11 protein-coding genes are annotated in these 13,713 nt (G+C 54.9%); all 11 read right to left on the bottom strand.

Annotation, left to right across the window (positions count from 1 at the left end):
- Window positions 1-779 precede the first annotated feature (779 nt).
- Window positions 780-1,103 carry a thioredoxin family protein gene (locus QZQ29_RS06395; protein WP_296961319.1) on the bottom strand — a complete coding sequence of 108 codons (324 nt, stop codon included), beginning with the start codon at window positions 1,101-1,103 and terminating at the stop codon, window positions 780-782.
- A gap of 11 nt (window positions 1,104-1,114) precedes the next feature.
- Entirely contained in the window at window positions 1,115-2,527 is a 1,413-nt protein-coding gene (locus QZQ29_RS06390) for an Rne/Rng family ribonuclease (RefSeq protein ID WP_296961314.1), read from the bottom strand.
- Between the two features lies 1 nt (window position 2,528).
- On the bottom strand, window positions 2,529-3,266 hold the full coding sequence (locus tag QZQ29_RS06385) for a TIGR03936 family radical SAM-associated protein (RefSeq protein WP_296961311.1): 738 nt from the start codon (window positions 3,264-3,266) through the stop codon (window positions 2,529-2,531).
- A complete protein-coding gene (locus QZQ29_RS06380) occupies window positions 3,232-5,127 on the bottom strand; it encodes a TIGR03960 family B12-binding radical SAM protein (RefSeq protein WP_296961308.1) in 1,896 nt (631 codons plus the stop codon). Before QZQ29_RS06380 ends, QZQ29_RS06385 begins: the two co-directional genes overlap by 35 nt.
- An 8-nt stretch (window positions 5,128-5,135) precedes the next feature.
- Window positions 5,136-6,251: a rod shape-determining protein RodA gene (gene rodA / locus QZQ29_RS06375; RefSeq protein WP_296961305.1), complete on the bottom strand. Its 1,116-nt coding sequence runs from the start codon at window positions 6,249-6,251 to the stop codon at window positions 5,136-5,138.
- A gap of 6 nt (window positions 6,252-6,257) precedes the next feature.
- Window positions 6,258-7,121 carry an AAA family ATPase gene (locus tag QZQ29_RS06370; protein WP_296961302.1) on the bottom strand — a complete coding sequence of 288 codons (864 nt, stop codon included), beginning with the start codon at window positions 7,119-7,121 and terminating at the stop codon, window positions 6,258-6,260.
- Window positions 7,121-8,989 (bottom strand): penicillin-binding protein 2, encoded by a 1,869-nt coding sequence (mrdA, locus tag QZQ29_RS06365; protein WP_296961322.1) that lies wholly within the window; start codon window positions 8,987-8,989, stop codon window positions 7,121-7,123. Before mrdA ends, QZQ29_RS06370 begins: the two co-directional genes overlap by 1 nt.
- Window positions 8,986-9,480 carry a rod shape-determining protein MreD gene (mreD, locus tag QZQ29_RS06360; protein ID WP_296961299.1) on the bottom strand — a complete coding sequence of 165 codons (495 nt, stop codon included), beginning with the start codon at window positions 9,478-9,480 and terminating at the stop codon, window positions 8,986-8,988. Before mreD ends, mrdA begins: the two co-directional genes overlap by 4 nt.
- Entirely contained in the window at window positions 9,477-10,364 is an 888-nt protein-coding gene (mreC, locus tag QZQ29_RS06355) for a rod shape-determining protein MreC (RefSeq protein ID WP_296961296.1), read from the bottom strand. The genes mreD and mreC overlap by 4 nt, the downstream gene beginning before the upstream one ends.
- A gap of 26 nt (window positions 10,365-10,390) precedes the next feature.
- Window positions 10,391-11,419 (bottom strand): rod shape-determining protein, encoded by a 1,029-nt coding sequence (locus QZQ29_RS06350; protein ID WP_296961294.1) that lies wholly within the window; start codon window positions 11,417-11,419, stop codon window positions 10,391-10,393.
- A gap of 937 nt (window positions 11,420-12,356) precedes the next feature.
- Window positions 12,357-13,322 (bottom strand): class II fructose-bisphosphatase, encoded by a 966-nt coding sequence (gene glpX / locus QZQ29_RS06345; RefSeq protein WP_296961291.1) that lies wholly within the window; start codon window positions 13,320-13,322, stop codon window positions 12,357-12,359.
- Window positions 13,323-13,713 lie beyond the last annotated feature (391 nt).

Raw genomic sequence — 13,713 nt, 5'->3', positions numbered from 1 at the left:
TTAAGAATGACAATGTTGCTCCATTGCTGCTCTACACAGGGCCAACTTTGGTCGACTCGCGCATTCTATGCAGAATGCGCGCAGTACGTGCCGCTTATGCGACAAATGATGTTAAATAAAAATCGGCGGGAAGGCTGCCGATTGGCAGTCAGGGCAGCAGAGAGTGTCAATCCGGCTTGCAGCGTCGTACACCCCTGCGCCACTACGTGGCCCTCTTCCCCTAAAGGGGACGCAAAGGCATTACGGGATTACCTTCCCGTCCACTCGTCATTCTGAGCGAAGCGAAGAATCTCGGTACTCGAAGCATATGAGACAAATGCTATTAAATACCGGTCGGCGGGAAGGCTGCTCTATGCTTTTCCTTGGTGTCATACGTTATGAACAGTATTTCGGTGAATTAGTCGCCTACGGCGACTTTTCCCCCTTTGGTGCCTACGGCACCACCTTTCCCCCGCTGTGCGGGGGCACAACAACCCGTGCTTTGCTTAGAGTAACTTATGAGAATACAACCTCGCAGAGCTTTATTGTCCCACCGCTTGCGGGGGGAAGGTGGTGGCGCCAGCCATCAAAGGGGGCCGCATTTCCACGCCCGCAAGGGCGGTTGGCCTGTTTTCCATCGGGCGAAGCCCGGTTGTAAAGGTTTTATTCATACTGGCGCCGCAGGCGCCCACCACAACCCTCGCGGCCTGAAAGGCCGCGTCAAACTTTAGAACCCTCAGGCCGCAGGCCTGTCAAACCTCGGCCCGAAGGGCCGTCAACCCTCACGCGCGCAGGGCGTGTTATTTCATCATTTTGGCTATATCTTCAAAGAATTTATTTTTCTGCCGATAGCCGATGATTCTGCCCAGTTCTTTTCCGTCTTTATAGAAGATGAAGGTGGGGATGCCCTGGGGGGCGAAGCGGTCGGCGATTTCTTCTGCTTCGTCCACGTCGATGCGGCAGAGGCGGACTTCTCCTTTGAATTCTTCTTCCACCGCCGTGAAGGCGGGGGCCATGACCTGGCAGGGGCGGCACCAGGAGGCGCCCAGTTCCAGGAGGACGAAGCCTTTTTTGTCTACGAATTCTCTATCTAAATCTGCGTCGGAATGGATTTCTGTAATCATGTTATCTCCTTTTACATCGATAGAATGGTATATGTGTCACGGGTGAAATTCGGTTCTTCGGTGATGGTGACGTCCCGCAGGGCGGTTTTCGCAAGTCTTTCTTTGAAGGGGGAATTCTCCAGCACTTTTTTCACGTCTTTCTGGCAGCGGATTTCCAGGTCGGTTTTGAAGGGGCCCGACCTTCTTCTATTTTCCAGATCCTCCAGAATCCTGTCGGCAGCGGCGCCGGCGGAAAGGATGCGGCCCGTGCCGCCGCAGGCGGGGCAGGTGTCGTAGTAGTACTGCCACAGCCTTTTGGTGGTCCTTTTCCTTGTCATTTCCACAAGGCCCAGGGAGGTCATGCCGAGGACCACGGTTTTTACATGGTCCCTTCTCACTTCGCTCCGAAGGATGTGAAGAAGTTTTTCTTTTTCTTCCTTCTTTTCCATGTCGATGAAGTCGACCATAATGATGCCGCCTATGCCGCGAAGCCGTATCTGCCTTGCGATTTCAAAGGCCGCGTCCTTATTGATGAGGAAGGCCAGCTGGTCGTGGGGTATGCCTTTGCTCCTAAAGGAGCCGGAGTTCACGTCAATCACCGTCAAAGCTTCGGTGTAGTCGATGACGAGGGATCCGCCGGAAGGAAGGGGCACATTTCTTTCGAAGAGGGCGTGTATCTGTTCTTCCACATGGAAATATTTGAAAAGGCTTTCTCTTTCGTTGTAGAAAAGGATGCGGTCTTTGGAAATATTCGTTTCCTCTTCCGCCATGGAAGAAAGGCGCTGCCAGGTGTCTTTGTCGTCCACCAGGATGCGTTCCACGTCGCCGGTGAGGTAGTCCCGAAGGCTCTTCACCGCCAGATCTCCGTCCCGGTAAAGAAGGGCCGGTCCCTTTTCAATGGCCGCCCTTTTTGTCACCACGTCCATCATGCGGGAAAGGGAGGCCAAGTCTTTTTTGAAATCCTCCTCCCCCGCCGTTTCGGCGGCGGTGCGGACAATGAGGCCCGTGCCTTTTTGGCAGATGGCGGCGGCGTGGCTCCGGAGGAAGTTTCTTTTATTTTCATCGGTGATTTTTTTGGAAATACCGATGTAGGATGTGCCAAAAAGGGCCACGGCATAGCGTCCGGCGAAGCTGATTTTTTCCGTCACCAGGGGGCCCTTGGTTTCGGTGCTGTCCTTTTCCACCTGCACCAGCACGGCGCTTCCTTCGGTGCGGGGGCCGCCCTTCAGGGTGTCCCTTGTCCTTAGGAATGCGTTCCGTCCGATGCCGATATCCACGAACATACCATTTAAAGAGGGCACCACGTTTTTGATAATGCCCTTGTATACCCTTCCCACAATGTCTTCTTCCCCCGCTCTTTCCACAAAGAGGTCGGAAAGAATGTCATTGTCAAGGAGCGCAAGCACCGTCTGGTCCGGTCTTACATGGAGAAGAAGCTGTTTCATTTCAATTTCCTTTCAGTAAACCCTCAAAAACGCCTTCGTCCGACAGGGTAAGCCGTTTTCCATTAAGCCTTCGATAGGTGCCGGTGCGGGAACAGATGAATTCTCCTTCCGTCCAGGGCATGTGGAAGGATTCGGAGAGCATTTTCCAGATATCCTTGGGCTGTACGGTGCCCGTATTGCTGCGGATGAGGGAGAAGGTGAGGTAGGCCCGGTCTTTAGTGAAGGTCACCTTCATGGGCTCTAAAATCATGGGCTTCACGTCCATTTCCCTTATCTTTTTCGGGGTCACCCTTTTATACAGGAAAGAGGAGAGTTTGTTGAATTCTTCCAGGGACGCCTTTGCTTTTTCAAAGTCCTCTTCTGCAGTCCCTTCCTTCACGGGGCCTTCCATTTCATAGGCATCTTCATTGAAGACAGCCACAAATTTGGGCCAGTTCTTTTCCGCTTCCACAATGGAATGGATGGTGATGCCTTTAGGAAGCTGCCGGGAAAGGCGCTCCTTTACTTCTTCAAGGGGCATGTCCTCTTCCAGTTTCATTTCCAGATAGAGGGGATCCGCGGTGACGCCTACGCCCAGGGCGGAATCCAGGGAAAGTTTCATATGGGGGTTGAAGCCTTCGGAGAAGGCTACGGGGATTTCAGAACGCATGACTGCTCTTTCCATGGTGCGCAGGAAATCGAGGTGCCCCAGGAAACGGAGCTCCTCACCTTTCGTGATAGATAAAAACAGTCTTTTCATGTGCATTCTCCTCTTTATGGTCGATAGGTTTCACGTCCAGCACCGGGCATACGGCGCAGCCGTTGCAGGCAAGGTGGCGGCAGTCATGGGTCAGGATGCCCCGCTGGGCCAGGCGCCATTCTTTTCTGAGATAGTCCTTGTTTACGCCGCAGTCAATGTGGTCCCAGGGTTCCGCTTCATATTCATCCCGCTTCCGGCAGGCATAGAGGTCCGGGTCCACGCCGCATTCCTCGAAGGCGTCCATCCAGCGGTCGTAGTCGAAAAATTCGGTCCAGCTGTCATACTTGCAGCCTTTTTCGAAGGCCTTCAGGATGACCTTGGCAAGCTGCCGGTCCCCTCTGGCCAGCACCGCTTCCAGACGGCCTGTCTTGGCGTCGTGGTAGGCAAACTTAATATGCCGGTCCGTGAAAAGGCTCTTCAGGTACTGCTGTTTTCTTTCGATTTCCTCCACGCTGCACTGGGGCATCCACTGGAAGGGGGTGAAAGGTTTGGGCACGAAGCTGGCCACGCTGACGGTGATGCGGCAGTCGTTCCTGCCGCGGATGGTGTGGTAGAGCTCGCGGATGCGGCCTGCCAGGTCCGCAATGCCCTTCAGGTCTTCGTCGGTTTCCGTGGGAAGGCCCATCATGAAATAGAGCTTTACCTTGCTCCAGCCGTTCTTGAAGGCATTGGCACAGGCGCCCATGATATCCTCTTCCGTCACGCCCTTGTTGATGACGTCACGGAGACGCTGGGTGCCGGCTTCCGGGGCCAGGGTGAGGCCGCTCTTCCGCACCTGCTGGATTTTCTTGGCAATGTCGATGGAGAAGGAATCCACGCGGAGAGAGGGAAGGCTTACGGATACGCGGCGGTTCTTGAAGGTTTCCAGGAGATGGTCCACCAGCTCCGGCAGGCAGGAATAGTCGGCGGAGGACAGGGACATGAGGGAAATTTCATTGTACCCCGTATTCCGGATCAGGGTGTCCGCGATTTCCTGCAGCTTCTCTTCGCTCTTTTCACGGACCGGACGGTAAATCATGCCGGCCTGGCAGAAACGGCATCCCCTGCTGCAGCCGCGGAACATTTCCAGCACTGCCCTGTCATGGACGATTTCAATGTGTGGAAGAATGGGCTTGTCGTCCACCTTGACCTTGTCAAAGTCGGAAATGAGCCTTTTTTCCACCGGGAACTGGGCCGCTTCATCGACGGGGGCAATGGAGCGGAAAATGCCGTTTTCATAGTAGGATACTTTATAGAGGGACGGCGCATAGCAGCCCTTGATGCCTGCCATGCGGCGGATGATTTCCTTTCGTCCCCCCGGCTTTCCTTCCTTCTTCCATGCCTTGACGATGTCCGCCATTTCTCCGATGGCCTCTTCCGATTCGCCGATGAAGAATACATCGAAGAAATCGGCCACCGGCTCCGCGTTGTACACGCAGGGGCCGCCGGAAACGACGATGGGGTCATCCTCTCCCCTGTCCTTTGCCAAAAGGGGGATGCCGGCAAGATCCAGCATATTAAGGATATTGGTATAGCACATTTCAAAGGGCATGGTGAAGCCCAGCACGTCAAAGTCCTTCACCGGACATTTGGATTCCAGCGTATAAAGGGGGATATGCTTTTCCCGCATGAGGGCTTCCATATCCACCCAGGGGGCGTACACCCTTTCCGCCAGCGTGTCGTTTCTTGCGTTGAGCACGCTGTAAATGATTTTCAGCCCCAGATGGCTCATGGCCACTTCGTACACATCGGGGAAAGCCAGGGCCACCTTCACATCCACGCTGTCATGGTCCTTCACCACGCTGTTCCATTCACCGCCGATGTAGCGGGCAGGCTTCTGGATATGCATCAGCCATACGGGATCAATTTTTACAGGATTCATGTTCACTCCTAATCAAACATCAGCTTTTTACGCCGAATATAAATATTCATCAAAAGTCCTACGCAGAGGAGATTCATCAACAGGGCGCTGCCGCCGTAGCTCATGAAGGGCAGCGGTATGCCGGTAACCGGCATGATGCCCAGGGTCATTCCCACATTGATGAAAATCTGAAAAAGCCACATGGAAAAAATGCCGCAGGCCAGAAGGCTCCCGAAGGCATCGCCGGAGGAGCGGGAAATCATAATGGCCCTATAGAGAAGGATGAAGTAGAGGAAAAGCACAAAGATGGCCCCTACAAATCCCAGTTCCTCCCCGATAACGGAAAAGATGAAATCCGTATGGTTTTCAGGAAGGAAATTCAGCTGGCTCTGGGTGCCTGCAAAGAGTCCCTGGCCGATGAACCCGCCGCTGCCGATGGAAATCTTGGACTGGATCACGTGGTAGCCGGAGCCGTAGGGATCCACAGAGGGGTTGAAGAGCACAAGGATACGCATTTTCTGGTAGCTGTGGAGCACGAAGAACCAGATCTGCGGAAACACCGCCACGAAGGCGATGAACGCCTTTTTCACCAGGGACATGTTAAGGCCGCAGATGTAGAGCATGCCGAAGGTAATGGCCGCAAATACAAGGCTGGTGCCCAGATCCGGCTGGATGAAAATGAGGAGCGTAGGCAGCGCCATGAGCCCCGCCACCGGAAGAAGGCTCTTCCAGGTGCGGTAGCCGTTTTTATTATTGGAAAGAAGCCGGGCCAGGCAGATAATCATGATGATTTTGGCAAATTCCGAAGGCTGCAGGGTGAAAGGCCCTATCTGGATCCACCGCTGGGCACCCAGGGCGCTGGTGCCTGCAAATTTCACCACCAGAAGCATCACCGCGTTCACCGCGTAGAGCGCAGGAACAAAGCGGTACAGTTTCCGGTAGTCAAAATAAAGGGACGCCCCGGCCACGGAAAGGCCCAGAAGAAGGAACACCCCCTGCTTGATGACGAAATCAAACTGCCCCGGATGGTCCGGCACATTGGCATGGGTGGCGCTGGAAATAATAAGCAGCGAAACCACCGCCAGTCCCAGCACAGTCATAAGGAGGGTGCTGTCAATCCTCCGCCAGTAACGAATCAGGTTCATGGTCTCTCATCTCCTCCGCCGCCACTTGTAGGCGCTGCTGGAAGAGTGCCAGGAAAGACCGGAAGGCTTTTCAATGTTTTTATTTCTATCATTTTCTCCTTCTATTTCTTCATTCTCCCGATCCCCCAGCCGAAGGGTGCCCATCCACCTTGAAAGGGGGATGTCCTTATCCTTCAGCACAGAGCGGAGCACATCATAAAGCGCCCTGCCGTAGGCGCTTTTTTCTTTGAAATCGGCAATCTCCCCGCGGTTTCCCAAAGTGTCCGCCATGACGGAATAGGGAATGACGCCGCCGAAGGATTCTTCATCCAGCGTATCGTACACTTCCTGAAACGAAAGGGCGGGCCCATCCTTTTCCGTGAACCGGTTCAGCACATACTTCAGGGATTTCCCCTTTCCCACAAGGGGACGGAGCCGGTCCGCATTCCTTCTGGAAGACCAGGACGGCGCCACCAGAAGAAGGATGGTGTCAGACAGGCGGAAGGCCGTTTCTATGCCCTTCCCCATGCCTGCGGGGCAGTCAATGAATATATAGTCATAGCGGCGGTGGATATCATCAAGCACCGTGTCCATGGCCGCCGGAAATACGGTTTCCCAGGATTCCTTCTGGGAAGCGGGCAGGAAATCAAGATCCTTCGTGACGGGAAGCACCGCGTCCTCCAGAAAACAGGCCCCCTCCGCCAGGTCGCATATATTGTAGAAGCAGTCGTTTTCCATGCCCAGGATAAGGTCCATGTTCCGAAGGCCCATGTCCCCGTCAATGAGGAGCACCTTCTTTCCCAGCCGGGAAAGGGTGACGCCAAGGGAAGCGGTGATGAGGGTCTTTCCCACCCCGCCTTTGCCGGAAGCTGTAGAAAGTATGACTGCCATCAGGGTTTCCCTCCATTCCTGTCCTTCTTATCGTCCTTCATCTTACCGGGCGCATAATCGCCTAAATGGAAATAGGCGTTCATAATCTGTTTCACCACCGGCGCCGCCGATTCGGAACCGAAGCCGGAGTGTTCAAACATGCAGAGCACCACGATTTCCGGTTTGTCAAAAGGTCCGTAGGCCACGAAACAGCCGTTATCAAGGCCGTTCGTTTCGGCGGTGCCCGATTTGCCGGCCATGGCGATGGGATAGTCCGCAAAGAGGGCGCCGCCGGTGCCGTTTTTGCTCATAACCATGCGGAGCGCCTGGTGCAGGTCATCCAGAGTGGCCTTGGACACCGGCAGAGTGCCCAGCTTCTCCGGTGAATAAATCTTAAGCGGGCTGCCGTCCAGCTTGTCGATGCGGTTCACCAGGTACGGCTTGTACCGGAAACCGCCGTTGGCAATGGAAGAATACACCATGGCCATCTGGATAGGCGTGGTGAGGGTAAAGCTCTGGCCGATGGCGGCGTCCATGGTTTCCCCCAGGTACCAGTCCTGCTTGAATACCTTCTTCTTGTATTCCTCGCTGGCCACATTGCCTTCCGCTTCCCCTGCCAGGTCGATGCCCGTAGGCTTGCCCAGGCCGTACTCCCGGGCCATGGCGGAAATGCGGTCGATGCCCAGACGCCGTCCCATTTCATAGAAATAAACGTTATCCGACTTTTCCACCGCTTCGTAGAAATTAATCCAGCCGAAGGCCTCGCCTTCGGAGTTTCTCTTATCCACCAGCCAGTGCTTGCCGGAGTCGAATATCCTTTCCTCCGGCGTGGTGACCTTGGCTTCCAGGGCAGCAGAGCCCGTAATCACCTTGAACAGGGAGCCCGGAGGGTACATGGCCGCAATGGTCCTGTTCTGCATGGGATGGTTCTTGTTATTGATAATCTTATTCCATTCCGCTGCCGTTATGCCCTTGCTGAAATGGTTGGGGTCATAGCTGGGCCAGCTGACCATGGCAAGCACCGCCCCCGTATTGGGGTCGATGGCCACGGCAGAAGCGCCGGTGGGGAAAACGCCGGAATGGGCCAGGGTCCTCACCTGGGACTCTATGGCGTCCTCCGCCGCCTTCTGGAGATTGGCATCCAGCGTGAGACGCACATTATTTCCGGAAACGGCAGGAGTCCCTTCCACATAGCGCACCGGCTGGCCCGACGCATTGACTTCCACCGTCTTGGAACCGTTCTTTCCTTCCAGGAACTGGTTGTACTGCCTTTCCAGACCGGAACGGCCCACCAGGGTGGCGGTGGTATAGGGATTTCCTTCCGCATCCCGGTCATCCGGGCCCGCTTCCCCTACGTAGCCCAGCACCTGGGCCCCCGCCGCTGCCAGCGGGTACACGCGCAGCGGATTCACTTCGATTTCAATGCCCGGGAAATCGTCCTTTTTCTCTTCAATCTGGGTGGCCACATCGATGCCCACATCGTTGGCCAGATAAATGGCGCCGAAGGCCAGCTTGTTATCGTCGATTTTCTTTTTGATTTCCTCCACCGGCACCTTTAAAAGCTGGGAAAGCCGGGAGAGCTCATCGTCGGAAAGGGTATTCTTCTTCCTTTCCACCGGCATGATGACGCTGTAGGCCGGACGGGAGCCCGCCATGATGACGCCGTTCCTGTCATACATGACGCCCCGGGCCGCCTGCTGGGGAAGATGGCGGATACGGTTGCCGTCGGCCTCTTCCTTATAATAGCTTCCCTCCACCACCTGCATCCAGAAAAGGCGCGCCCCCAGAACGCAGAGCAGAAGGATGGCAGCGTAAATCATGCGGCCATACCGCGACTCCTCCCGGTTCTTCACCAGCGAATTCAGGATGGAAGGAATATGTTTCTTCACCAACGGGGTTCCTCCTCCCGTTTCAGCATCCAGATAAGATGATGCAAAGCCAGGGCACATCCGCCGTTCATAAGAACCAGGGGAATGCCCAGATAGACGAAATAAAACATGGAAGGATACCGGCTGCCGGCCCATCCCATGATGACACTGGAAAAACATACATAAATGACAGACGCCAGAAGCACCGACAGAAGGGATACGTACCAGTGCCGGTTATACCGGTCCCTGCCGAATTTCAGAAAAAGAATAGTAATCACAAGGTACGGCAGCAGATGGAGACCGAAGAAATTGCTTGTCACAATGTCCTGGAGAAATCCCCCCACCCCGGCCAGGATGAGGGCCGATTTCCTGTCCAGAATCACCGCGGACAGGGCAGTCACCGTAAGCCATAAATCGGGCTGCATGATGCCGTTGAAAAGAAAGGGCAGAAAAGAGGACTGCAGAAGAAATATAACAGCGCTTAAAACCACAAGGCTGTAGGTACTCATCATTTATCACCTGCCTGCTGCTTGTTCGGATTCATAGGCGGTTCAATCTTCGGCGGCTTCACCGTAATGCTTTCCGGGCTGGCCTTCTGGATATGGTCCGTAATCACGAAAACCTCCTCCAGATGGGAGAAATCGGCGGCCGGCTTCACCAGCGCAGACTGGGTGCCCCCTTCGGCATCCACATTCACCTGCTCCACCGTGCCGATGACCACGCCCTTGGGATACACGCCGCCGTAGCCGGAAGAAACGATGGTATCCCCCTTAATCACATCCGCTTCCTTGGGAAGGGACACCAGGGACAGATACCCCGGATTGCCGCTGTTGCCGCTCACCATGGAAACCACCCGGGACGCCGGCCGCTGCACGATGCCGCCGATGGTGGTCCTTGGGTCCAGAAGAAGCTGCACCCTGGCGGAATTCAGGTACACCTCGCTCACAAAGCCCACAATGCCCGACGGCACAATGACAGGCATGTATTTCTTAAGGCCGCTGTCCTCGCCCCGGTCAATGACCATGGTGTGGGTCCAGCCGCCGTAATCCCTTTCAATCACAGAAGCGCCCAGAAGATTATAACTGGTGTAGCCCTGCTTGAACTTCAAAAGATTCCGGAGACGGATATTCTCCGCCAGGATTTCACTGTAGTGATCCTGCTCCGCCTTGAGGCTCTCATTTTCCTTCTTCAGCTCGTCCAGTTCCTTCCAGTTGGAAAAGACCTGCTTAAAGAGACCGATACCGTTCTCCCCCATCCAGGCGGCCCGGGACACGCCGTATTCAAAAGGAGCGGCCCCTACGGACAAAGGCTGGGACACGAAGGGAATATACTCCCTGTGCCGCCAGAACCATCCGCAGCCGCCCATGAAAGCGAAAAGCAGAACAATGCTTATCATTTTTTTCTTACTGAAGAATATCAAAGTCAAGCTCCCCCATAGTATTTATCACCATTTTCAATGAGCAGGGAATGGTCCTTGTCCATCATGCACGCCGCAAAACAGCCCTTCGCAATCACCGCCGAAGGATCCTCCGGAATCGTGACAGGCATGGTCAGCTCCATGGAAAGCCAGTCCCGAAGACCGTCCAGAAGAGCGCTGCCTCCGGAAAGAAGCATGCCGCTTTTCAAAAAATCATCGGCCATCTCCGGCGTAGCCCGCCGCATGACACGGCGGATGAGAAGCAGCACCGGCTGCATGATATTCTGCATGACAGAGCTCATTTCATCGATAGAAAGCTCCACCACCACTTCCACACCGTCGGAAAGACGGCGTCCCCGCACCGTAAAAGCGCTGCCGCTTCCACTGCCCGTCAGGGACAGCACCTCGCTCTTCAATTTCTCCGCCTGCTCCAGGCCGATCATCATGCTGTACCGGTCCTGGATATGACGGCAGATGCCAAGGTCGATATCATGGCCGCCGAAGGGAATCCCCTCCTGCGCCAGGATACCGCCGCATCCGTAAATGCCGATATCCGACACATCCCTGCCGATGACAAGGGAAAGAGCCGCCGAAGGCACGGACAAATCCTTCCCCGCCCCCATGGCTGCCGCCGCCGGCGAAGGGATGAGATACACCCCCTGGGCGCCGGCATGAATCAGCGCATCCACCAGCGCATGGCGGGTGACCGAAGAAATTTGGCAGGGAATCGCCACCATCAGACTGGGACGGGAAACAGACCGGCGCAGCGCCTTATTCAAAAAAAAGCGGAGCATGGACTTGGTCATATCATAATCGGCAATGACCCCGTTCTTCACCGGCCACTCCAGCGTATTATTCTCCGGCTCCTTATGATAGCGGATCAAAGCGTCCGTGCCGAAACCAAGCACCTGGCCGCTGATATTATCCACCACTGCCGTAGAAGCCTCTTCCAATATAATCTTGTCACGCTGATATATACGAACCTGGGAAGAACCCATATCCACTCCCAGACAATTCAACATTGCGGAAAACATACTTGTTCATACCACCTTTTCCAATGGATTCGTATTATTATACCATGGATGGGGCGTGTAAAACAGGGAAAAATGACACGCCTGACGGCGTGCACAGCGAACACATTTTGAAGGAGCGTTAGCGACGCGCAAAATGTAGTGAGTCGTTTCCCCTTTAGGGGTGAGGGTTCAGAAGGTTCAAAAGGTTCAGAGGGTTCAGAGGGGAAGGTATCGCCTTCGGCGATGAGTATATAGTCAGCGTTACGGGATTGCCTTTTGTGTCTCCAGTGCTGCATGACGAAGAGCAAAAGACGGAGGAACAGCGTGGATTAGACGATAGAAGTCAGAAATCAGATGTCAGACTGCGTTTCGTGCTAACCTTCCCGCCGGGCATCGTCATTCTGAGCGTCAGCGAAGAATCTCGGTACGTGGAGAGTTTGCGATAATCAGTGCTAAATACCAATTCGGCGGGAAGGCTGTTCTATGCTTTTTCTTGGTGTCATATGTTATGAATAACATTCCGATGAATCAGCCGCCTGCGGCGGCTTTCCCCCCTTTGGTGCCTACGGCACCACCTTCCCCCCGCTGAAGCGGTGGGACAATAAAGCTCCGTGAAGCAATTATCTCATAAGTGGCACAAAGTAAATCACGGGTTGTTGTGCTCCCGCTTGCGGGGGAAAGGTGGTGGCGCCAGCCACCAAAGGGGGCCGCTTTTCCCCGCCCGTAAGGGCGGTTTGCATGTTTTCCCACGGGCGAAGCCCGGTTTTAAAGGTTTTATTTATATTGGCGGCGAAGCCGCCCACCACAACCCTCACGGCCGAAGGCCGTGTCAAACTTTCGAACCCTCGCGCCAAAGGCGCGTCAAACCTCGGGCCGAAAGGCCCGTCAACCCTCACGCCCGAAAGGGCGTGTCCATAATAAAAAAACAGCCCGAAAAGGGCTGTTTCTTATTTCCTGATTACCAGAGGCGGACGGCCGGCTTGGGGTCGCCGAAACGGTGGATGGTGTCCACGAAGCGGACGGTGCCGGTTTTGTAGCGGAGAACCAGGGTAGAGGTTCTTGCGCCGCCGCCGAAGTAGCGGACGCCTCTAAGCATGGCGCAGTCGGTGATGGCTGTTTCGGAGAAAATGCAGTCATCCCCTTTGACCAGGTCGTCCAGGGTGAGGACTTTATTGGGGTCGTCGATGCCCATGGCGTGGAGCCTTCTCAGTTCTTCGTCCGTATGGGGCAGGAGTTTAGCCTGCATGTCGCCGCCCAGGCATTTAAGGCCTACCGCAGAGAGAACGCCTTCCGGAGCGCCGCCGGAGCCTAATACCATGTGAATGCCGCTGCCCTGGATGCCGCAGTCGATGGAGGGGACTACGTCGCCGTCGGTGATGAGGCGGATGCGGGCTCCGGCTTCCCTGGCTTCGCGGATGATTTTTTCATGTCTTTCGCGGTCAAGGATGACAACGGTGAGGTCGGAAATTTCACGATCCATAGCGTCAGCCACATTTTTCAGGTTTTCCGTAACCGATGCGTTAATGTCGATACGGCCTTTGGCACGGGGGCCAACGCAGATTTTCTGCATGTACATGTCCGGCGCATGGAGCAGGCAGCCCTTGGGCGCAATGGCCAGCACCGCAATGGCGCCGTTCTGTCCTTTGGCTACCAGGTTAGTGCCTTCCACCGGGTCCACGGCAATGTCCACTTCTTCTCCGCCGGCGCCTACATGTTCACCGATGTAGAGCATAGGCGCTTCATCGATTTCCCCTTCGCCGATAACGACGGTGCCGGAAACGGGGGTCTTGGCAAACTGTTCATGCATGCCGTCCACAGCAGCCTGGTCAGCGCCCTCCTTGTCACCTACGCCCATGAGACGGCCGCTCCGAAGAGCTGCCTGTTCCGTGATTCTTACAAATTCCATAGAAAGTTGTCTGTTCATTGTATGCCTCCACAATAGTATACTTTCTCTTTCACAGTTGTTCTTATTGTATCATATTTAAGAGAAAAATGGAGTATACATTTTTTATTTTTTTATGACACGCCTGCGGCGTTAGGGTTCAGAGGGTTCAGAGGGGAAGGTATCGCCTTCGGCGATAAGTATATAATCAGCGTTACGGGACTTGCTTTTGTGTCTCCAGTGCTCCATGACGAAGAGCAGGAGCCTCCTTCCATAGGAAGGAGGTGGCGCCGTTAGGCGACGGAGGATAGGGGCGTCAGTTCTTTCGCAGATTTTCGGTGTTCCTCAGGGCTTCGCCCAGCTCCTTCCTGGGGAAGGACCTGCGTTACGGGACTCCCGTATCATATAGCATGATAAACATTCTGCTGATTGG

Origin of the sequence: uncultured Dialister sp., from assembly GCF_900538805.1 — a bacterium.
GTDB lineage: Bacteria > Bacillota > Negativicutes > Veillonellales > Dialisteraceae > Dialister.
Note: the sequence above shows the minus strand (reverse complement) of the source record. Positions and strands in the feature narration are given on the sequence as shown.

What these genes read in the sequence shown, in the direction of transcription:
- QZQ29_RS06395 (WP_296961319.1), bottom strand. Translation starts at nt 1,103, where the DNA reads ATGATTACAGAAATCCATTCCGACGCAGATTTAGATAGAGAATTCGTA.
- QZQ29_RS06390 (WP_296961314.1), bottom strand. Translation starts at nt 2,527, where the DNA reads ATGAAACAGCTTCTTCTCCATGTAAGACCGGACCAGACGGTGCTTGCG.
- QZQ29_RS06385 (WP_296961311.1), bottom strand. Translation starts at nt 3,266, where the DNA reads ATGAAAAGACTGTTTTTATCTATCACGAAAGGTGAGGAGCTCCGTTTC.
- QZQ29_RS06380 (WP_296961308.1), bottom strand. Translation starts at nt 5,127, where the DNA reads ATGAATCCTGTAAAAATTGATCCCGTATGGCTGATGCATATCCAGAAG.
- rodA (WP_296961305.1), bottom strand. Translation starts at nt 6,251, where the DNA reads ATGAACCTGATTCGTTACTGGCGGAGGATTGACAGCACCCTCCTTATG.
- QZQ29_RS06370 (WP_296961302.1), bottom strand. Translation starts at nt 7,121, where the DNA reads ATGGCAGTCATACTTTCTACAGCTTCCGGCAAAGGCGGGGTGGGAAAG.
- mreD (WP_296961299.1), bottom strand. Translation starts at nt 9,480, where the DNA reads ATGATGAGTACCTACAGCCTTGTGGTTTTAAGCGCTGTTATATTTCTT.
- mreC (WP_296961296.1), bottom strand. Translation starts at nt 10,364, where the DNA reads ATGATAAGCATTGTTCTGCTTTTCGCTTTCATGGGCGGCTGCGGATGG.
- QZQ29_RS06350 (WP_296961294.1), bottom strand. Translation starts at nt 11,419, where the DNA reads ATGTTTTCCGCAATGTTGAATTGTCTGGGAGTGGATATGGGTTCTTCC.
- glpX (WP_296961291.1), bottom strand. Translation starts at nt 13,322, where the DNA reads ATGAACAGACAACTTTCTATGGAATTTGTAAGAATCACGGAACAGGCA.